Source organism: Candidatus Endomicrobiellum cubanum, from assembly GCF_031278955.1.
Lineage (GTDB): Bacteria > Elusimicrobiota > Endomicrobiia > Endomicrobiales > Endomicrobiaceae > Endomicrobiellum > Endomicrobiellum cubanum.
Genome location: NZ_JAITJM010000014.1, coordinates 1 through 19056 on the forward strand (window position 1 = coordinate 1; position 19056 = coordinate 19056).

The window sequence follows — 19056 nt, forward strand, 5'->3', positions numbered from 1 at the left end:
TTTCCCCCATTGTCCAAAATTCCCCACTGCTGCCTCCCGTAGGAGTCTGGACCGTGTCTCAGTTCCAGTGTGTCCGTTCACCCTTTCAGGCCGGATACCCGTCATAGCCTTGGTAGGCCTTCACCCCACCAACTAGCTGATAGGCCGCAGGACCATCTCAAAACGCATTACTGCTTTAACCTCAGCTTGATGCCAAGTTGCGGTACTATGCGGTATTGACTCCGATTTCTCGGAGATATTCCCCATTCTGAGGGAGGTTTCCTACGTGTTACTCACCCGTTTGCCGCTAAACTTTACGATACTCTGTAAAATTTCGCACGACTTGCATGTGTTAGGCACGCCGCCAGCGTTCACTCTGAGCCAGGATCAAACTCTCCATAAAAAATTATAGAGATTTGTTAATAAGCTCTTATTACATTGTACTCACTGTTTTATATATGTTTAAAACAAATATAAAGATTAACTCTTAAATCATACGATTGCCTATTTAATGAGGCGCTTATCTGCGTGTTATTTAGTTTTCAAAGAACTTTAACAGTAAAAAAAGAACCTCTCTCTTTGCCTTTACCATTGCTAAGACCAGCAAAGATATAATATTTATATGTACCATTATTAATATATTTCTTATAGAAACTTAGACCTTCCGAATCAAATTGTACCTAAAAAAAGAATTTTGTTTTGAGTATTTAACTATTCTATAACATTTTTTATTTTTTTGTCAAGTATCATTTTCACAACTTGTATAGTTTACAAAACTTTTATTAATTTGTCAAGTACTTAATTATTTTTATTTAAGAGCTTTTAATTATGGATTTATTATAGCACAACATTTATCTTTTGTCAAGTATCATTTTATTATTTATTTGCTTATTTGTTTTCAGTGAATTAGTATTATGAAATATCTATAATGTTTGACTTTAATATATAAATATACTATCATAAACAAATTAGTATTCGTTTGTATTTTTATGTTTGGGCAGTTAGCTCAGCTGGGAGAGCATTTCCCTTACAAGGAAGAGGTCGCAGGTTCAAACCCTGCACTGCCCACCATAAACCTAAGAATATGACCCCCCTCCCCCCATTTCAAAATCACCATTAATTAAATATTTTATTCCCCATCTTTGTTTTTATTTTGTAATAAACTTCGAAAAATCAATACTTAAAAACTCAAATTGAAAATTAGCTACGTGCATAAAAAATAATGCCTCTGTTAATAGTATAGCACGTCTAAAAACTCGCTTGCATTTTCCGGCTTAATTTTTTATATTTAGCTTATGCATAAACCAATCTTTTTAAACAATGTAAGTTTATCTTTTGATGATTCAAATTGTTTTGAAAATTTTTCAACTCAAATCACATATGGAGCACATGTAGCTATAATTGGATTAAATGGAGCTGGCAAGTCTTCTTTACTAAAAATCATTAAAGGCGACTTGTTTCCTACTAGCGGAACCATAAGCAATAACAAAAACATAATTTTTGGATACGTGCCACAACTAATTTATGAATATAGAAACTTAAGTGGTGCAGAAAGATTTAATAAAGCATTGAGCCTAGCTTTTGCTAACCAGCCAGATGTTTTGCTCCTAGACGAACCAACAAATCATTTAGACTTACAAAATCGGAGTTCACTTATGAAAATGTTAAATTTTTATAAGGGGACTTTGATAATGGTTTCTCACGATAAAGAATTGTTAAAAAACGTCCACTCTTTTTGGCATATAGACAACAAAAAAATAACTGTTTTTAATGGAATTTTTGATGACTATTTTAATTTAATATCTCAAAATCGTCAAAATTTTGAAGATGAACTTAAAACCCTTACAAAAGAGAAAAAAGAAACGCATAAAGCTCTTATGAAAGAACAAGAACGGGCAAAAAAAAGTAAAGAAAAAGGAGAGAAGTTTGTTGCGCAAAAAAAGTGGCTTCCTAGCCTTGGTGATTTAAAAGCAAGTTATGCAAGAAAAAGTGCAGGACAAAAATATGCTGATAATCGTGCAAAAAGAGAATTTTTGCACGAACGACTTGCAAATTTAAGAATTCCCGAACCTCTTAAACCATCTTTTACACTCAAACCTAAAGATATTAGTACAAACAAAGCTATTGTTTCTATAAGTTCAGGACATGTTGGATACAATGGCACCCAAATTCTAAAAAATATTAATTTATTTGTTATGGGAAACGATCATTTAGCAATAGTAGGCAATAATGGATCTGGGAAAACCACACTATTAAAAGCTATTTTGAATTGTCCTGAAGTTAACAAAGATGGTCTGTGGGATATCCCAAACGTCCAAGACATAGGTTATTTGGATCAACATTATAGTTTTTTAGACGATGCCAAGACCGTTATAGAAACAATAATGGACTTATCTCCTGACAAAACATTGTCAGAAATAAGATCTTTCCTGAATGACTTTTTGTTTAGAAAAAATGAAGAAGTTAACAAACCTATATCTGTCCTATCTGGAGGAGAAAAGGCAAGATTATCGCTCGCAAAAATTGCTGTTAAAACACCAAAACTGCTATTATTAGACGAAATAACAAACAATATAGATTTAGAAGCAAAAGAACACGTAATGCAAGTACTAAAAGAATATCCTGGAGCTATAGTAATGGTTTCACATGATACTGCATTTTTAGAACAATTAAACATTTCTAACAAATATGTGATACCTAATAACTAAATCTTCCTTCAATATCTCTCTAATTAACTTATAAAAAGACCTTTTTAAAGTTTAGCTTGTTATTTTTTTTTAATTAGAGGCAATAACTGCACCCTTGTATCTTTCTGAAATAAATTTTTTAACTTTCTCTGATTTTAAAGCTCTAACTAAAGTTTTAATTGCAGGATTGTTCACTCTTTTAGAATTTACGACTATAATATTTGCATAAGGGGAATCTCCGCCTTCGCTAAAAATTCTTACTTTGTCTAAATCTATGCCTGCTTCTAAAATTTTGCTTGACCAAGTTATATAAGCATCAAACTGATTTCTTATACGTGTAACAAGCGAAGGATCCAGTTCAACAATTTTTATTGGTTTAATATATGTTTCTATGTCTCGTGTAGTAGCCATATAAGGGTTTATTGTATTTTTTAATTTTATAAAACCTGCTTTTTCGAGTAAAACTAAAGCTCTGTACTCATTAGTACTATCGTTTACAATTCCTATTTTTGAATTATTTGGCAAATCTTTAATTGATTTATATTTGTCAGAATATATACCCATAGGCTCAACATGAATATTGCCAGCACTTACTAAATCTAAATGCCTATCTTTAATTTGAGCTTTTAAATATTCATGATGTTGGAAATAGTTTGCATCAAGTTCCCCGTCAGAAACTTGAGCATTTGCTAAAGTTGTGTCAGTCATTGTATAAATTTTTAGATTTATGCCTTGTTTTGCAAGATCTGGCTTTATTAACTCTAATATTTCAGCGTGAGGGACTACATCTGCTGCAATTTTTAAAACAGTCTTTTCTTCACTTAAAGCGTAGCCAAGTGACGACCATTTTATCAGAAACAAAATAAAAATTACCGTCCATCTTTTCACTTCAATTTTCTCCCTTGGATATATAAATATAATCTTAATTTTTACTTTATAACTTTCAGATAAGCAAAGAGTGATGACTGAACATGATTTAAATGAGATGTCTTTTTTTCAACATTCGTTTGGAAAGTCTGCCTCCTAAAAGCTGGAGACCCTCTACTAAAACTAATAATACCAAAACTGCAGCTAAAAGAATATCTGTACGGAATCTATGATATCCAAAACGTACAGCAACTTCTCCAAGTCCTCCTGCTCCAAAAGTACCAGCTATTGCAGTTATTGAAATTAAGGTTATTGTTAAAACCACAAAGTTTCTTATAAGCGAAGGAAGCGCTTCTGGAAGCATAACCTTTAAAATTATATCAAAAGTTGATGCGCCCATAGATTTTGCAGCTTCAACTTTTCCTTTAGATACCTCTAAAATACTACTTTCAACTAATCGAGAAAATATAGGTGTACAAACTATGGTTAAAGCTATTATACAAGCTTTTGGCCCATAAGATACTCCTACTACAAATTTTGACAATGGGAGTGCCAAAATTATTACAATCATTGATGGCAAAGCTAAAACTGCATTTATAATTGCTCCAAAAGTTTTATTAAAAATAAACATTGGATAAAGCCCATTTTTATCTGTAATATAAAGAGAACTCCCAAAAACTAATCCAAAAAATATTGTAATCGGCGTAGCAACAAAAACCATATATAACGTTTGTAAAGTGGCAGGCAATATAATGTCTATAGTCTCTTGACTAAATAATCTTATAAAAAATTCTACCATATACCCTCGCCACTAAAATAAGCATTAGCCAAATATGCATTATGCTTTATAAAAACTTTTGCTGTGTTACTTTGTGGATTTTCAAATATTTCTTTAACACTTCCCTTTTCTGCAATTATACCGTTTTCTAAAACCGCCATATTTTTACAAGTATACTTTACTACATCTAAAGAATGTGTAATTAAAATAATAGTAAGTCCTAATTTTTTATTTATATCTTTTAATAAATCTAATACTGACATAGACGTTACAGGGTCTAATGCCGAAGTAGCTTCATCGCTAAGCAAAATACTTGGATGATTTGCTAAAGCTCGCGCTATGCCTACACGTTGTTTTTGACCCCCAGAAAGTTGTCCGGGGTAAAAATCTTTTTTATCTACTATGCCTACTAAATTCAAAATTTTTAAAACTCTTTCTTGTATTTCTTCTTTATTTTTTTTTGCAATTTCCAGAGGAAATGCAACATTCCCGTAAACTGTCCTAGAATCAAAAAGATTAAAATGTTGAAACACCATGCCAATTTTTTGTCTATATATATTTACATCTTTTTTAGAGAGTTTATTTATTTGGTACTTACCAACTCGAATCGAACCTGAAGAAGCCATTTCTAATCCATTAATACAACGTATTAGAGTGGTCTTGCCAGCTCCACTAAAACCAACTATACCAAAGATATCGCCCGGTTCAATATCAAGATTGACACCTTTTAAAACTTCAAATTTTCGTTTATGACTTATAAATGTTTTTGAAACATTTTTTATTTCTATAAATGGCACTTGCATCATCACCCCAAAAAAGACAAAATTACTACCAATTTAGTTGTTTCCATATACTTAAAATTAGAAAAAATCTTACTACTTTATTTGATATCTGTCAAAAACTTGTTAAAAGATATATTTAATTTCTATCCAAATTTTCTAAGGAATTTACTGAACTAGTATCGTTTGTAACATTTTCTATATCTTTATTTTGCTGAACAATCTGTTCTTTCTCTATGTAACTTATGTATATAGGAATAGCCACTATGCCTAAAACCCCTATAATAACTAGCACTACTATAAGTTCCATAAGAGTAAACCCTTTAGATTTTCTCATAAAGACTCCTATTTTTTCTAGAAAGACCAAAACCTTTGTGAAGTTCATCTACTGCCGTTCTTAAATCTCTTTCATCTACAATACAAGATATTTTAATTTCACTTGTGGAAATCATTTCTATGTTAATACCCTTCTTATGAAGCACCTCAAACATCTTACCAGCTACACCCGCATGACTTTTCATCCCTATACCAACAACAGAAACTTTTGCAACATGTTCATCACAAACAACTTCTGAGGCGTTAAGCTCTTGAGCAAGTTTATCTAACTCAATTTGCGTTTTTTTCATCTCTTGTTTGCTTACTGTAAAAGAAATATCATTTTTTTTGTTTACTGCTGCAGACTGGATTATCATGTCCACATTTACACCAACTTTTGCAAGCTTACTGAAAACCTTCGCTGCAACACCAGGAATATCTGGCAAATCTATTATTGTAAATTTTACTTGATTTTTATCAAAAGCTATACCTGAGACTAATAATGCTTCCATCTTTCTCCTCCTGATATTTTCCTCGCTTGTTATTATTGTCCCTTGATTTTGACTAAATGTACTCTTTGCGTATATCTGCACACCGAACTTTTTTGCAACTTCAATACTCCTAGATTGCAAAACTTGAGCACCTGACCCTGCAAGTTCAAGCATTTCATCGTAAGATATATACTCAATTTTTCTCGCATCTGTTACAAGTCTTGGATCTGTCGTAAACACACCTTCAACATCAGAATATATTTCACAAAAATCTGCTTGTAATCCCGCTGCTAAAACAACTGCCGTTAAATCTGAGCCGCCTCTCCCTAAAGTTGTAATATCTCCCTTAGCATTCAAAGCTTGAAAACCAGCAACTATAACAATATTGTCTTTGGCAAGCATACTTTTTATCTTATTTGGGTTTACTTTCTTAACTCTTGCACGAGTATAATTAGTGCCTGCAACTATGCCTGCTTGAGGGCCGGTTAAAGAAATAGCTTTCTGCCCCATAGAGTTTATTGCCATAGCCAAAAGAGATATAGAAATCATTTCACCTGTGGCAAGTAACATATCCAGTTCCCTTTCTGGTGGATTAGAAGTAATGTTTTCAGCCATACTAAGCAAATCGTCAGTTGTATCTCCAGGAGCAGAAACAACAACTACAACCTTATTACCAACTTTCTTTTTTTCAATTACTCTACTAGCAACTAATTTTATTTTGCCTGCATCTGCTACAGAGGAACCTCCAAATTTCATTACAACAAGAGCCATCTTAATTTTCCTCCAAAAACTTTATGGAACTGTCTAAAACTAAAACTCATACAAAAACTTAAACTATCATAGCCCCTTTAACATCAAAATCTAATATGTAACTTTTTACAGAAACACTTTCTTTTTTCCAAGCATTTCCCATAGTATTTTGTACATTAACTGCATCTTTTTTACTACAAAAAGCAGCCAATGTAGGACCTGACCCAGATAAAAACGCCCCGAAAGATTTAGCGCCAAGAGCTGCCTGCAAAACTTTGTTCATCGTTGGGATCATCTTTCCCCTATAAGGTTGGTGCAGTCTATCTTGTGTGGCTTGTTTTAAAAGAGAATAATCTGCACAACAAAAAGCAGCTGTAAGAAGTGCTACTCTGGATATATTAAAAACAGCGTCTTTCATATCTATCATTTTAGGCAAAATTTCTCGAGAACGTTTTGTTCTAAGCTCAAATGAAGGAACACATAAAACCACTTTTAATTTCGGGATAGGGAGGTTTACAACTGTTCCATGTTCTTCATCTTCATTTTTACTGCATATGCAAATACCTCCAAAAATTGCAGGAACAACATTGTCTGGATGCCCTTCTATTTTAATTGCTAGCTCTGCAATTTGCGACTTATCTAATTTATTTGAACATAAAGCGTTGGCAAGCATGATACCACCAACTATAGCCGTAGAACTAGAGCCGAGACCTCCACTTAAAGGAATATTATTGTTTATAACTATATTTAAATTATTTAAGCTATATTTTGTGGTTCCAAGAACCTTAAACGCTTCTTGCATTGACTGCCAAAGAAGACTTTTCTCCCCTATAGCAAGAAACTTTTTACCTTCCCCGTGAATAACAAATTTTGTTTTTTTTGCATTAGGGACATATTCTGCTTCAAATTCATTATAAAGGCAAAGAGCTGCTCCAAAAACGTCAAAGCCTGGCCCTAAATTTGCAGTTGATGATGGTACACGCACTTTTACTTTCATTTCATTTACCTATTATAAAACTAATTATGGTTTTCTAAAAAATCCAATACAGTTATTATTAACGTGAACTTTGACAATGCTGGGCAACAACTACAAATTATCATGCCATAAACACAAGTTTACGCAGCTGTGTCCAAAAATGTAGTACTAAAGATATATGTTTTAGATAGACCCATTCACAGATTGAACTTCCTTTATTTCAGGAACAGCTTGCTTGATTGCATTTGTAACTCCATGTTGCAAAGTCATTTGTGACATGGGGCAACATCCGCAAGCGCCAGTTAACTTTACCTTCACTATGCCGTCTTCTGTTACATCCACCAACTCAACATTACCGCCATCTACCTGAAGATGAGGTCTTACTGAATCTAATGCTTGTTCTACCTTTTCTCTTAATGTCATTTTTTTGTCTCCTAATTAATATAATTTGAACAAACTAACTCTTTGGTATTGCATTATACCAAAAAATATATTCAACTACTACTAAAAATATAGTATTCCATTTTTTATTCTTACTTGGATAAAATGAAGATAAAGGAGAAAGATAGATTTAAGCCAGTCTTTGGGTGTTGGAGTTCATTAAGAGATTATTGTAAAAGCTTTTTTTAAAACAAAATGTTTATATGTTATAATATTCTATAGTGTGTGAAATTTTCGCATTCTATATAATATTTGTATATTAGAAAATATAGATTGTTTAACAATCAAAGAAGCAAGTCTATGGGCGACCGATTATTTAGGAAAAGAAGTAACAACTTCAAATATTCCCTATCTAATTCAGTATAGATGCATTGCAAAAATAGGACGAAACGGTTCAACGCAGATTTCAAAATCTGAACTTGAAAAATATTATCTTTCGTTAAACAAATTAAAAAAACGGCTTGAGGGAAAAATTAGGACAAGATTCAAATTGGACATTATCTTTTGACAACTTTAAAAAAGCTGATACCACAAAACATGTTCATAAGCTTTACCCATGAAAAATCAATGGTACCTAAAAAGTAAAGAAAGACAAAATGGCATGTTTTCTTTTATACATTCTCTAAATACCAATTTCGGAGCTACAGTTTTTGAGTCTGTCGGTCTCGAGCTTGCAAAATAACCGAAAAATAGACAACTGCCGGAACGCAAATAAGCAATGGGGCTCAAAGAGAAATTCAAAATACTATAGTTATGAAATTTCAGCAGCAAGCGTAAAACCAAGTAGAATTAAAAAGATAAAAAAATAAGAAAAGTTTACCTGCAGGTAAAACTTACAAAAATAGATATTTCTCTTGAAAAAAACAATGGTTTAAAATTTTTGTTTGATATTAAAACTGCAAAACCTAATAAAGGTAGTTTTAAAGAATTTTATTTGAATGTACGACTGTAATTCTTTCAGAAAATCTCAAAGCAAAAGTTAATACGCTCATAGCAATTCCATATAATCTTACGAACCAAAACCATATGATCGTTGGATAATGGCTGGAATCCTTGATTTAGGAAATGAATTAAAAGTTGACGAAGAACTTTGGGATTTTCTTACAGACAAAGATACCTATTATAAAGATTTATTGGATTGTTATGAATGCGTTGGCATTTAGCTTAGAGGAGAAATTGATAATTATTTCAAAAATACAATAAATAATGGTCAAGCGGGAAATAAACAATTTTCGCACTAAAAATGATATTATATTAAGTGTTTGACACTTGGCGAAATCAAGTTGCAAGAGAATATCCTTTGCCTTATATAAAACAACAAAAAAATCTTTTATAGAAGAGAATATGTATTAAATAGATTTATATTATTGCTTTTTCTTTCGGGCTAACCCAAATGGTCAAGTCAGGTTCTAAGTCTTTTTTCAACTATGGTTGACAAACTGTATGGTAATATAATTATGAAAAAAATTCAAACTATAATTTAAATAAGAATTGAAGATAAAAATGAAAAAAGTTCTATGAAATAAAATCAATAGAAAATAACTCCTGACTTGACCATTTTAGTAAAAAGTGCTCACCAAAGGGATCAAGGCAGGTATCCATATCTTCAACTTCTTTTTTCAATACTCTTTTTAAATAATCTGCAGCTTCATAGGATAACTTATAAATTTCTTGTTGGACTTTGCTTGAAACGATTGTAATAAATATCAGAGAGTTTTAAGTAGGAATAAAAAGTATAACAAAAGATATAAAACAAAGCGCGCCCAAGAGGAGTTGAACCTCTAACCTTTTGATTCGTAGTCAAACGCTCTATCCAATTGAGCTATGGGCGCACAAAAAATTTGCATAAACGCTGCCAACGGGATTTGAACCCGTGATCTCCGCCTTGAGAGGGCGATGTCCTAAACCGCTAGACGATGGCAGCAATTATAGCGTCATAAAATTAACAGCATATCATACTAACAGCAAGTCCCCCTAAGGCCGTTTCTTTAAATTTAGAGTTCATGTCTCTACCTATTTCCCCCATAGCTTTTACTGTAGCGTCAAAAGAAACCATATGAGTATCAGAGTTTTCATTTTCAGCTATAAGAGCTGCATTACATGCTTTAACTGCACCTATCGCATTACGTTCTATACAGGGAATCTGCACATATCCGCAAACAGGATCACAGGTTAAACCAAGTTGATGCTCTAAGGCAATTTCTGCTGCATTTTCTACAACTTTTGGAGAATATCCCTGAGACTGTGCAATCATAGCCGCTGCCATAGCTGTAGCGACTCCTATTTCCCCTTGACAACCAACTTCAGCACCTACAATCCCAGCATTGTTTTTTGCTATAAATCCAATAGCAGCAGCCGCTAAAAGGCCTGATCTCTGAGTAAGAATGTCTAAATGAAAGTGCTCTTCTAATATCATAATAACTGCAGGAATAACACCAGCTGCACCACAAGTTGGAGCTGTAACAATAGTGTTGCCAGCAGCATTTTCTTCTGCAACTGCATAAGCATAAGAATCAAGCAAACATAAATACTGATCAATAGTCTGCAAAGAATCTGCTCGTTCTTTTAATCTCTTTGCTTTTCTTTTTAAACCTATCGGGCCTGGCAAAACCCCTTCAGTATTTATACCACGATTTACAGTATCTTTCATTACGTATATTATCTTGTCTAACTTTACTTTAATTTCTTCTTCTGTAAGACCAGAAATTGCCATTTCATTTTGTAAAAGAAGTCTTTCTAAAGATAGATTTTTATCTTTTAATTGTTTTTTTAATTCTGTCATATTACTATAAGGGTGAGGTGGTATGACATTGTCTTGTTCTATCCACCCTTTCCATTGCAAAAAGCCCCCACCTATAGAATAATACTCCATAGAAAACAAAGCAGTGTTGTGTAAATCTTTAGAAGCATCTCTACTCAAATCCTGTTCAGATAACAAGTCAATTATCAAAGTATTGTTGTAAGGAAAATTATGCCTAATTGAAGAATATTCAATATTCTCTAAATCAACAGGTAACTTTTTTATTCCTAGATCAATAATTTTTCGCTCTTTGGGAATAGTCAAAAAATTGCTTAATAATGTAGGAGGGCAAGTAGCAGGTTCATTCCCCATAAGACCAGCAATAACAGCTCTATCTGTACCATGTCCTCTACCTGTTGCAGATAAAGAACCATATAAACGTATTTTAATACCCTTTGCTCTATTTAAAATTTCTCTATTAAGGGCTTTAACTCGCACAGAAAAATTAAATCCTGCTTTCATAGGGCCAATGGTGTGCGAGCTAGATGGTCCTGGTCCTGTTTTTAAAAGGTCAAAAATAGACATTGCTATTATTTTATTAGTCATATTTTTATATTCTTTTGGATTAGATAATTTCTCCTACTATATAACCGACCATTGTCAATATACCCATTATAAAAACAAAAGCCGCTAATTTTGAACGATATATACGCAATCTTGGGACTTTTCTCATCATTATTACAGGCATTAAATATGCATACATTGCAATTATAGGAGCTGACAATGCACTTATACTAGTTAAAATTGATGGGTTGCTCACTGCTAAAATCCAAAGCAAAATAAAAAGCAAAAAAGTACTTATAATCTTCAATTTACTTGGATTAACTTTTCCTTTACAATTAAAAAGTCTAACTATAATGCCACTTAATCCTTCCCTTGTTCCTGTAAAATGGCCAAAATAAGAACTTGATAGAGCAAGAAAAGCTATCATAGGGAGAATATATACAAAATATTTTTCTAAAGATGTCTCTGTTGCTAAAGCTATTGCAGATAAAGCATCTAAATTATTTTCTTTAGCTATAACCAAAACATTTGGCGTGATAGAGAAAAACAGTGAAAACACAAAAAACATAATAAAAAATAATAAAATAATAGAATTCCATTTAACAACTTTATCAGATCTTTTAATAGCTTCATCATTATTTCCATACTTTTTTCTATAAAAAGATCCCAAAACAGAACATACTGGAGAAAAATTCATAGAGAACACTAAAATAGGAAGCAACAAAAATGTATTCTTTACAAAATCTTTTAAAATAAACTGTGAATGAAAAGCAGACATATTCCAGTGAGGTATCATATATATAGATACTCCAAATAACAATAAAATTAATGGAAATGTAAGTATAGACGTAATCACTAGCATCATTTTTTCATTACTTAAAAGAAAAAGTGTCATAACAGAAAGAATAATAAATGTAAGTAACGGTCTATGGATTGAAACAAACCACAATTGATTTACTAAAAATGCATTAATGAGGTTTGTTAATCCTGTTGCATAACCGACACAGATTGTTACAATCGACGAAAAGTATAAAATTGAAACTACAAAACCAGCCGTAGAACCTAAATCATTCTCCACCGCACCAACAATATCAGTTTCTTTTGGACAAGAAGCTACAATTCTAGTTATTCCTCTGTGAGAAATATATGTTATTGGAAAAATAATCGCTGTTAAAAAAATTATTGACCAAATTCCACTAAATCCCGCTTGAATTGGTAAAAACAGAATTCCTGCTCCCACGGCTGTGCCAAAGCATGTTATAATCCAACCTCTATCGATATTATTCACTCCTCTCCCCTTTTTTCTGTACTTTACCTTCATCTAGAGCCTATTATATCACATTAATAGAAAGCATTATATCAAAATCTTGCTTTAAAAATTCTTGATAACTGTGAATAATCTTTTAGTATCTCTATTCCTTTAAAGTTATTATCTATAAATATTTTTTTTATTTGATTTACCTTATTTGGATTTAATTCCAAAAATATATGCCCACTATTGTTTAAAAATTTTTTGGCATTTTTGCCAATCTCACTATAAAAAAACAAACCCTCATCTTTTGCTGTTAAAGCAAGTTTTGGCTCATACATTAAGTCTTCTTCTAAAAACATATATTCTTCTTCTGTGACATAAGGAGGATTAGAAACAATAATATCAAACTTTCTTTGCTTTAAATTTGTAAAAATATCACTTTCAATAAAGACTATATTTTCTAAACCATTAATTTTTGCATTTTCTTTTGCGATTTCTAAAACATATTTACTAATATCTGTTGCTATAATAGATTTAAATGTTCCCATTTTTGCAAGACTTATAGCTATACAACCAGATCCTGTACATAAATCTAAAATTTCCAAGCTTTTTTGTTTTGTTGTAGCTAAATCTAATACAGTCTCTACTAAAAGTTCTGTTTCTGGCCTTGGTATTAAAACATTTTTATTAACTCTAAGCTCAAACCCCATAAAACCGACATATCCTGTTATATAAGCTACAGGCTCTCTTTTAGAACGCCTTAAAATATACTTCTCAAACTGACAAAGTTGGTCAGAAGATAAAATTTGATTGTATACAAATGGTAGCTTAGATCGTTTTATTTGTAGGATAAAGCTTAAAAGAACTTCTGAATCAGATTTATATTCTGGAAGCCCTTTTAAGTTTAAAAATTTTTTAGCTGTTTGTAAAACTGAGAATATGTCTTTTTTTTGAAACATTAAATATCGTTAACCTTTAACTTTGTATCAATGCCTGCCTCTATCAATTTATTTATAAGTTCTGATAAATCTCCATCCATAACTTCCATAATATTGTAAACACTATAACCTATTCTATGATCTGTTATTCTATTTTGAGGGAAATTATATGTTCTTATTTTTTCAGACCTATCTCCAGATCCTACCTGCTGTTTTCTTTCGCTTGAAAGTTGCTTTTCTTGTTCCAGCACTTTCTGTTCATATAATTTGGCTCTTAAAACTTTAAAAGCTTTAGCTCTATTTTTTATTTGGCTTCTTTCATCTTGACAAGCAACTACTAGACCAGTAGGTAAATGTGTAATTCTTATGGCAGAATCTGTTTTATTTACATGTTGTCCTCCTGCTCCTGAAGCTCTGTATGTATCTATTCTTAAATCTTCCATCTTTATTTCAACGTCAATCTCTTGTGCTTGTGGCAAAACTGCAACAGTAACTGCAGAAGTATGTACTCTTCCAGACGCTTCTGTTGCAGGTACTCTTTGCACCCTATGAGCCCCTCTTTCAAATTTTAAATAATGCCACACATTAATACCACTCAACTCAAATACAATTTCCTTAAAACCACCCAACCCAGTTGAGTTTGAATCTAAAACTTCATATCGCCAACCATTCCTATCAGCAAATCTTGTATACATTCTATACAAATCTCCTACAAACAAAGCAGCTTCGTCTCCGCCTGTGCCAGCACGTATTTCTACAATGATATCCTTACCGTCATTAGGATCTGGAGGAATGAGCAAAACTTTTATCTCCGTTTCTATTTTCTCTTTTTGTTCAACAAGATCGTTATATTCTGCTATTGCCATTTCTTTTATTTCTATATCTTCTGATTTTTTTAGTTCTTCGGTACCTTCTATATCAATTAAAAGCTTTGAATATTGTATATATTTTTCTGCTAATGGTTGTAAATAAGCATGTTGTTTGCTAAGTTCTTTATATTTTTCTTTATCGGAAACAACAGAAGAATTACTAAGATTCTTTTCAATTTCTTCAAATTGTTTCTTAAACAACTTTAATTTTTCTAAAAGCATTCAAAACCCCTAGTTTCTTTAAGCCGAAATTTATTAAAAATCCTATCCATAAACATAACCGTTTATAAAAAAATATGGAAGAATCCTAATAACATAGAAATTCTTCCATAATATATTCTATTTAGCTACTTTACTTTTGATTCTTTTTCTTTCTTTGTTACAGTTTTTGCTTTTTTGGGAGAAGTTGTAAGGACTTTACCTGTTGTTTTTCTTGCTGAAGCTACCTTTTTAATTTTCTTTACCACAACAGTTTTCCCTTCTGTTTTTGCAAAACGTTTTTGGAACTTCTCAACACGACCAGCAGTATCTATAAGTTTTTGTTTACCTGTAAAAAATGGATGGCAATTAGAACAAATTTCTAATTTTATAACTGGTTTTGTTGAACGAGTCTTAAATGTATAACCACACGCACAAGAAACTGTGCAATCCTCATATTTTGGATGTATTGCCTCTTTCATTTTATAACGTCTCCTTTATGGCTTTTATATTTGGTTAATTTAGTGTAATACGTATGATGCATTATGCAAAATTTTTAGTTTTTAGTCAAATACCTCCATTGACTTTGAATAACCGTTTTATATATAATTCTAATCAGAGTGAATTCTAAAGAATTCACATTTTTTGTTTACTTATTAAAACCATGTATTAGCAATAAATAGCATCTATAAAAGGAGTAGTTCTAGTGGCTAAAACAGGAATAATATGTACAATGGGGCCTGCTATACGTTCTATCGAAACACTAAAAGCACTAACAGAAAATGGGATGACTATAATAAGACTTAACTTTTCCCATGGAAGTCTTCAAGAACATGAAAGTGATATTGAGCTTGTTAGGGCTGTAAACAAAAATTATGGCAAAAACATTAAAATTCTTGCAGATCTTGAAGGGCATAGAATTAGAGTAGGTAAAATTGAAAATGGACAAGTAGAATTAAAAAAAGAACAAAAAATAACTTTAACAAGAAAAGATATATTAGGAAACAACAAAATAATTCATATAGACTATCCTAACTCTTTTAAAGCTATTAAAGAGGGTCTTACAATTTTTATTGAAGATGGTAATCTAACTCTAAAAGTCTTATCTTCAACAGAAAACGAAGTAGTCACCCAAGTACAAATGGATTATTTATTAAAAACATCTAAAGGTGTTAACATACCTTATGCAGAGCTTGAATTTGAACTATTAGAAGAAAAAGATAAAAAAGGATTTATGTTTGCTTTAGAAAAAAATTTAGATTTTGTAGCAAACTCTTTTGTTAGAGATGCACAAGATATGCAACCTTTAGTAGATATATTAAAGGAACAAAACAATACAAAATGCAAACTTGTAGCAAAAATTGAAGATATGTCTGGAATAGAAAATATTGAGCAAATTATGACTAAGACCAGTGGCATAATGGTTGCAAGAGGAGATATGGGGGTATCTATACCTATATACAAAGTCCCTATAATGCAAAAACGTATAATTAGAAAATGTAAAGAACATAATAATTTTGTAATAACTGCAACTCAAATGCTTGACAGCATGATAAAAAATCCTGTCCCAACACGAGCAGAAGTTTGTGATATTGCAAATGCAGTTATAGATGGAACAGATTATACAATGCTTTCAGGAGAAACCTCCGTTGGGAAATTTCCGCAAAAAGCTGTTGAAATGATGTACAATGTTATAAAATTTACCGAAGAAAATTTAGGCACATTACAACAATAAAAGTAGTATGGTTTTAATCATTTTATTATTGAGATATATTAAATCAAAGTATTTATAATATATAAATTGAAATGAAACTATTTGCTTTTAGAACATTTTATAAAGTTTTAAAATGAAAAAATTAGGAATCCCTGCTGTTATACTTATTAGTTTCTTACTAATATTTATCCAAACAGCAGGTTCTTTTTACTGTAAAAGCTTTTCAGGGTTTTCTTATGCTGCTCTTATTATCATAGATGCATTTTTACTATTAACAATATTAGTTAATAAAAATGAATTTGCTGGGTTGAAAAAAGCTCAACTAGTATCTATTATCTTAAATATAATTGTTTTAATAATTTTGTCATTTACACTAATCTTTAAATCTTTAGTGGTCATAAAAACAACTAGTGCTGTAAATACAAACGTTATAATACTTATTACTTTGTTTACTAGTATAATCCTTTTAATTTGTTCTTTTAGTAATAAAAAATTTATATATACAAGCATACTTTCAATACCCATAATAGCAGGTTTTAGTTTATTTGAAAATTATCATTTAACAGATTGTGTTCTTAGTATATTTTTTTGCATCATAATTTTTATTCGTTCTATTATACTTATAAAAAATTCTATTTTAGACAGACAATAACTTTCGGAGGAAAGATGGAAATAATTTATTCGCTTATAGCAGCTAGCTCTGCAATGTTAGGATCTCTTATACTTATTATGTTTCATAAATGGTCTGAGAAAAATTCTCTACTTATAATAAACTTTGCTGCTGGCGTTATGCTTACCCTTGCATTTTGTCATTTGATACCTGAAGGCATAGAACTAAACTCAAAAACTATGATATACACTCTGATAGGTTTTTCTATCATGTTTTTTTTACAATTTGTAGTTTTGTTTCACCCTTGCCATGATCACGAATGTTTAAACACTAAACATACACATATTGCGTCAATAACAGGTCTTTCATTACATTCTATGCTAGATGGTCTTATGATTGCAGTAGGATTTGAAGCAAGTTCTAGTCTTGGAATTTTAACAACGTTAGCAATTCTTTTGCACAAAGTTCCAGATGGCATAACAATTTCAGGAATTTTATTACATGGGGGAGCATCTAAAAAGAAAGTTTTTAATATTTCACTTGTTAATGCTTGTTTTACTCCAATAGGAACAATTCTTGGTATGTTTTTATTAAAAAATATTTCTACATCTGCACTTGGCGCCTTGCTTGGCATAACAGCAGGTTCTTTCATATTTTTATCTGCGTCGGACTTAATCCCGGAAACTCATAAATGTAAAAATAGAATAACAGCCCTCATGTTATTTGCAGGAATAATACTTATTTTAGCAGTAGAACATTTTATGCATTAAATCATTACGGCTTGGCTCTCCAAAATACCTAACTTTTGTTCTCTATCAAAAACATACAAACAAATTTTTTGATAAAATCTGAATCGTTTTTGGCTCTGTTAATTTCCCTTTTGCTTCTTCTTCTGTTTCATCTGGCCAATCCAATGTCCTTCTTAATGATTTCATTGAATGTTCTTCTAATTCTGTTACCATTTTAAATAATGTAAATAACTCTAGCATCTACGGCGCTTACTCACTGTTATCTTTAAATTCAGCTCTTGAAACTTTCAATGATATAAACATTGCCTCCACTTTTTCTTTCTCTAATAACTCTGTTCAAATCAACAGCTTTACTGCTATTTCCGAACTTTGCGCATCTAATCTACGCCTTAATCTTAACAACAGTCCCGATGCCACTGCTGCTAATACTTCCTTCTACTTAGATAACAACAAGGTAATCTTTAATAGTTCTTGCTCTGTATCTGATTATATCTACGCTGCTCGCCTAATCCTAGATTCAGAAGGTGAAAATAGTAGTAAGCAGTATAAGGCTGATACTATTTCCATCTCAAGTAATTCTGTCTTAATTAATACTACTAAACTCACATCCTCTCCCAATCGCATATACGTCGCTCGGTTAGAACCTTGGACGCAAACCTCAGTAAAAAATCTCTATTTAACTAATAATAAAGTCTCTTTCTCTTCTTCCAATGCCAGGCTAGACAATATCAGTGTTTATGTCTTAAGTATCAATGGTGCTGATAGACTAAATGTCAGTGGCTCATATGTCAGAGATAATAATACCATTGAAGTTCTTAGTGCTACAAATATATCTCTTAATTCTATCTCAGGCTTTGACTCTTTTTCTTTCACCCTTCCTGACAATATCTACAATAATGATACTATCTTAACATTAAACAATCAAACTCAAGATATTACTATTGATGCTGCTAATAAACTCCATATCTTTAATTATGAGGGCCATTCCTCCTCTACTTTAACTGTCAGACTCATTGACTCTTATGGTAACGGCAAACTTGCCGTTACCAATACCAACGGCTCTTATCTCTTCACCAATACTCGTAGTGAACTTAAAGTAATAGCTAATAGGCTTATCTTTACCTTTGACCCTACTATTGTTGATTCTTCACCTGTTAGCGTTACCCTTGACCCTCAGACCATTACCATCTCCCAAGCTGGTTCTGCTAATGTTGCGTTCGTTGCTCAAGGCCTTGATCTCATCATGGACGAAGGTCTCTTCTCTGCTAGAAGCTCTGCTTCTTTTAATGATAACTACCCTCTCTTCTCTTCCAAAGGCCTTTCCCCCTTTGCTGCTTTCTCTGCAGGTAAAAATACTTA

The 19056-nt window shown here is 31.9% G+C and carries 20 protein-coding genes, 3 tRNA genes and 1 rRNA gene; 7 read left to right on the top strand and 17 right to left on the bottom strand.

The annotated features are described in order from the left end of the window. A 16S ribosomal RNA gene (locus LBD57_RS01290) occupies positions 1 to 382 on the bottom strand; the annotation flags it as partial. A gap of 592 nt (positions 383 to 974) precedes the next feature. Here LBD57_RS01290 and LBD57_RS01295 point away from each other — a divergent pair. Both LBD57_RS01295 and LBD57_RS01300 read left to right on the top strand, forming a co-directional pair. Further along, positions 975 to 1050, top strand: a tRNA-Val gene (locus LBD57_RS01295). Positions 1051 to 1274: 224 nt separating this feature from the next. Continuing rightward, the gene (locus LBD57_RS01300; RefSeq protein WP_373469539.1) at positions 1275 to 2687 is read left to right on the top strand and encodes an ABC-F family ATP-binding cassette domain-containing protein; all 1413 of its coding nucleotides are present in this window, start codon (positions 1275 to 1277) and stop codon (positions 2685 to 2687) included. A gap of 69 nt (positions 2688 to 2756) precedes the next feature. Here LBD57_RS01300 and LBD57_RS01305 read toward each other — a convergent pair whose 3' ends face one another. From LBD57_RS01305 to LBD57_RS01335, 7 genes are all read right to left on the bottom strand, one after another. Continuing rightward, positions 2757 to 3554, bottom strand: a complete 798-nt coding sequence (locus LBD57_RS01305; protein WP_373469540.1) for a MetQ/NlpA family ABC transporter substrate-binding protein — start codon at positions 3552 to 3554, stop codon at positions 2757 to 2759. A gap of 88 nt (positions 3555 to 3642) precedes the next feature. Beyond that, positions 3643 to 4332 carry a methionine ABC transporter permease gene (locus tag LBD57_RS01310; RefSeq protein ID WP_373469541.1) on the bottom strand — a complete coding sequence of 230 codons (690 nt, stop codon included), beginning with the start codon at positions 4330 to 4332 and terminating at the stop codon, positions 3643 to 3645. Next, entirely contained in the window at positions 4326 to 5114 is a 789-nt protein-coding gene (locus tag LBD57_RS01315; RefSeq protein WP_373469542.1) for a methionine ABC transporter ATP-binding protein, read from the bottom strand. The genes LBD57_RS01310 and LBD57_RS01315 overlap by 7 nt, the downstream gene beginning before the upstream one ends. 115 nt (positions 5115 to 5229) lie before the next feature. Next, positions 5230 to 5427, bottom strand: coding sequence for a type IV pilin protein (locus LBD57_RS01320; protein WP_373469543.1), 198 nt, complete (start codon positions 5425 to 5427; stop codon positions 5230 to 5232). After that, positions 5414 to 6667: an aspartate kinase gene (locus LBD57_RS01325; RefSeq protein ID WP_373469544.1), complete on the bottom strand. Its 1254-nt coding sequence runs from the start codon at positions 6665 to 6667 to the stop codon at positions 5414 to 5416. Before LBD57_RS01325 ends, LBD57_RS01320 begins: the two co-directional genes overlap by 14 nt. Before the next feature lie 58 nt (positions 6668 to 6725). After that, positions 6726 to 7643: a homoserine kinase gene (gene thrB, locus LBD57_RS01330; RefSeq protein ID WP_373469545.1), complete on the bottom strand. Its 918-nt coding sequence runs from the start codon at positions 7641 to 7643 to the stop codon at positions 6726 to 6728. Positions 7644 to 7805: 162 nt separating this feature from the next. Next, positions 7806 to 8045 carry a NifU family protein gene (locus tag LBD57_RS01335; RefSeq protein WP_373469546.1) on the bottom strand — a complete coding sequence of 80 codons (240 nt, stop codon included), beginning with the start codon at positions 8043 to 8045 and terminating at the stop codon, positions 7806 to 7808. A gap of 865 nt (positions 8046 to 8910) precedes the next feature. Here LBD57_RS01335 and LBD57_RS01340 point away from each other — a divergent pair. Beyond that, entirely contained in the window at positions 8911 to 9015 is a 105-nt protein-coding gene (locus LBD57_RS01340; protein ID WP_373469558.1) for a hypothetical protein, read from the top strand. Positions 9016 to 9103: 88 nt separating this feature from the next. Beyond that, complete coding sequence (locus LBD57_RS01345) at positions 9104 to 9226, top strand: TdeIII family type II restriction endonuclease (RefSeq protein WP_373469547.1); 123 nt, start codon at positions 9104 to 9106, stop codon at positions 9224 to 9226. 595 nt (positions 9227 to 9821) lie between these two features. On the opposite strand, the gene LBD57_RS01350 is transcribed toward LBD57_RS01345, so the two are convergent. The 7 genes from LBD57_RS01350 to rpmE all read right to left on the bottom strand — a co-directional run bounded on the left by LBD57_RS01350 (position 9822) and on the right by rpmE (position 15106). Then, a tRNA-Arg gene (locus LBD57_RS01350) sits at positions 9822 to 9895 on the bottom strand. Positions 9896 to 9913: 18 nt separating this feature from the next. Beyond that, positions 9914 to 9987 (bottom strand) — tRNA-Glu (locus tag LBD57_RS01355). Between the two features lie 18 nt (positions 9988 to 10005). Next, positions 10006 to 11409 carry an L-serine ammonia-lyase gene (locus LBD57_RS01360; RefSeq protein WP_373469548.1) on the bottom strand — a complete coding sequence of 468 codons (1404 nt, stop codon included), beginning with the start codon at positions 11407 to 11409 and terminating at the stop codon, positions 10006 to 10008. Positions 11410 to 11428: 19 nt separating this feature from the next. After that, positions 11429 to 12655 (bottom strand): amino acid permease, encoded by a 1227-nt coding sequence (locus tag LBD57_RS01365; protein WP_373469549.1) that lies wholly within the window; start codon positions 12653 to 12655, stop codon positions 11429 to 11431. A gap of 71 nt (positions 12656 to 12726) precedes the next feature. After that, positions 12727 to 13578, bottom strand: a complete 852-nt coding sequence (prmC, locus tag LBD57_RS01370; RefSeq protein WP_373469550.1) for a peptide chain release factor N(5)-glutamine methyltransferase — start codon at positions 13576 to 13578, stop codon at positions 12727 to 12729. Further along, entirely contained in the window at positions 13578 to 14648 is a 1071-nt protein-coding gene (gene prfA / locus LBD57_RS01375; RefSeq protein WP_373469551.1) for a peptide chain release factor 1, read from the bottom strand. Before prfA ends, prmC begins: the two co-directional genes overlap by 1 nt. Positions 14649 to 14773: 125 nt before the next feature. Then, the gene (gene rpmE / locus LBD57_RS01380) at positions 14774 to 15106 is read right to left on the bottom strand and encodes a 50S ribosomal protein L31 (RefSeq protein WP_373469552.1); all 333 of its coding nucleotides are present in this window, start codon (positions 15104 to 15106) and stop codon (positions 14774 to 14776) included. A 224-nt stretch (positions 15107 to 15330) separates the two neighbouring features. On the opposite strand from rpmE, the gene pyk reads away from it, so the two are divergent. The 3 genes from pyk (at position 15331) to LBD57_RS01395 (ending at position 17718) form a co-directional block, all read left to right on the top strand. Continuing rightward, positions 15331 to 16359 (top strand): pyruvate kinase, encoded by a 1029-nt coding sequence (gene pyk / locus LBD57_RS01385; RefSeq protein WP_373469553.1) that lies wholly within the window; start codon positions 15331 to 15333, stop codon positions 16357 to 16359. A 112-nt stretch (positions 16360 to 16471) separates the two neighbouring features. Then, the gene (locus tag LBD57_RS01390) at positions 16472 to 16990 is read left to right on the top strand and encodes a hypothetical protein (protein ID WP_373469554.1); all 519 of its coding nucleotides are present in this window, start codon (positions 16472 to 16474) and stop codon (positions 16988 to 16990) included. 14 nt (positions 16991 to 17004) lie between these two features. Continuing rightward, positions 17005 to 17718 (top strand): ZIP family metal transporter, encoded by a 714-nt coding sequence (locus LBD57_RS01395; RefSeq protein ID WP_373469555.1) that lies wholly within the window; start codon positions 17005 to 17007, stop codon positions 17716 to 17718. 45 nt (positions 17719 to 17763) lie between these two features. Here the strand turns inward: LBD57_RS01395 and LBD57_RS01400 are convergent, their stop codons facing one another. Together LBD57_RS01400 and LBD57_RS01405 are read right to left on the bottom strand one after the other, a co-directional pair. Next, positions 17764 to 17910: a hypothetical protein gene (locus LBD57_RS01400; protein ID WP_373469556.1), complete on the bottom strand. Its 147-nt coding sequence runs from the start codon at positions 17908 to 17910 to the stop codon at positions 17764 to 17766. Positions 17911 to 18844: 934 nt separating this feature from the next. Then, the coding region (locus LBD57_RS01405; protein ID WP_373469557.1) for a hypothetical protein at positions 18845 to 19056 on the bottom strand (212 nt) is incomplete at its 5' end.

What these genes read in the sequence shown, in the direction of transcription:
- LBD57_RS01360 (WP_373469548.1), bottom strand. Translation starts at nt 11,409, where the DNA reads ATGACTAATAAAATAATAGCAATGTCTATTTTTGACCTTTTAAAAACA.
- thrB (WP_373469545.1), bottom strand. Translation starts at nt 7,643, where the DNA reads ATGAAAGTAAAAGTGCGTGTACCATCATCAACTGCAAATTTAGGGCCA.
- rpmE (WP_373469552.1), bottom strand. Translation starts at nt 15,106, where the DNA reads ATGAAAGAGGCAATACATCCAAAATATGAGGATTGCACAGTTTCTTGT.
- LBD57_RS01395 (WP_373469555.1), top strand. Translation starts at nt 17,005, where the DNA reads ATGGAAATAATTTATTCGCTTATAGCAGCTAGCTCTGCAATGTTAGGA.
- LBD57_RS01310 (WP_373469541.1), bottom strand. Translation starts at nt 4,332, where the DNA reads ATGGTAGAATTTTTTATAAGATTATTTAGTCAAGAGACTATAGACATT.
- prmC (WP_373469550.1), bottom strand. Translation starts at nt 13,578, where the DNA reads ATGTTTCAAAAAAAAGACATATTCTCAGTTTTACAAACAGCTAAAAAA.
- LBD57_RS01300 (WP_373469539.1), top strand. Translation starts at nt 1,275, where the DNA reads ATGCATAAACCAATCTTTTTAAACAATGTAAGTTTATCTTTTGATGAT.
- LBD57_RS01400 (WP_373469556.1), bottom strand. Translation starts at nt 17,910, where the DNA reads ATGGTAACAGAATTAGAAGAACATTCAATGAAATCATTAAGAAGGACA.
- LBD57_RS01315 (WP_373469542.1), bottom strand. Translation starts at nt 5,114, where the DNA reads ATGCAAGTGCCATTTATAGAAATAAAAAATGTTTCAAAAACATTTATA.
- LBD57_RS01320 (WP_373469543.1), bottom strand. Translation starts at nt 5,427, where the DNA reads ATGAGAAAATCTAAAGGGTTTACTCTTATGGAACTTATAGTAGTGCTA.
- LBD57_RS01325 (WP_373469544.1), bottom strand. Translation starts at nt 6,667, where the DNA reads ATGGCTCTTGTTGTAATGAAATTTGGAGGTTCCTCTGTAGCAGATGCA.
- prfA (WP_373469551.1), bottom strand. Translation starts at nt 14,648, where the DNA reads ATGCTTTTAGAAAAATTAAAGTTGTTTAAGAAACAATTTGAAGAAATT.
- LBD57_RS01335 (WP_373469546.1), bottom strand. Translation starts at nt 8,045, where the DNA reads ATGACATTAAGAGAAAAGGTAGAACAAGCATTAGATTCAGTAAGACCT.
- LBD57_RS01390 (WP_373469554.1), top strand. Translation starts at nt 16,472, where the DNA reads ATGAAAAAATTAGGAATCCCTGCTGTTATACTTATTAGTTTCTTACTA.
- LBD57_RS01345 (WP_373469547.1), top strand. Translation starts at nt 9,104, where the DNA reads ATGGCTGGAATCCTTGATTTAGGAAATGAATTAAAAGTTGACGAAGAA.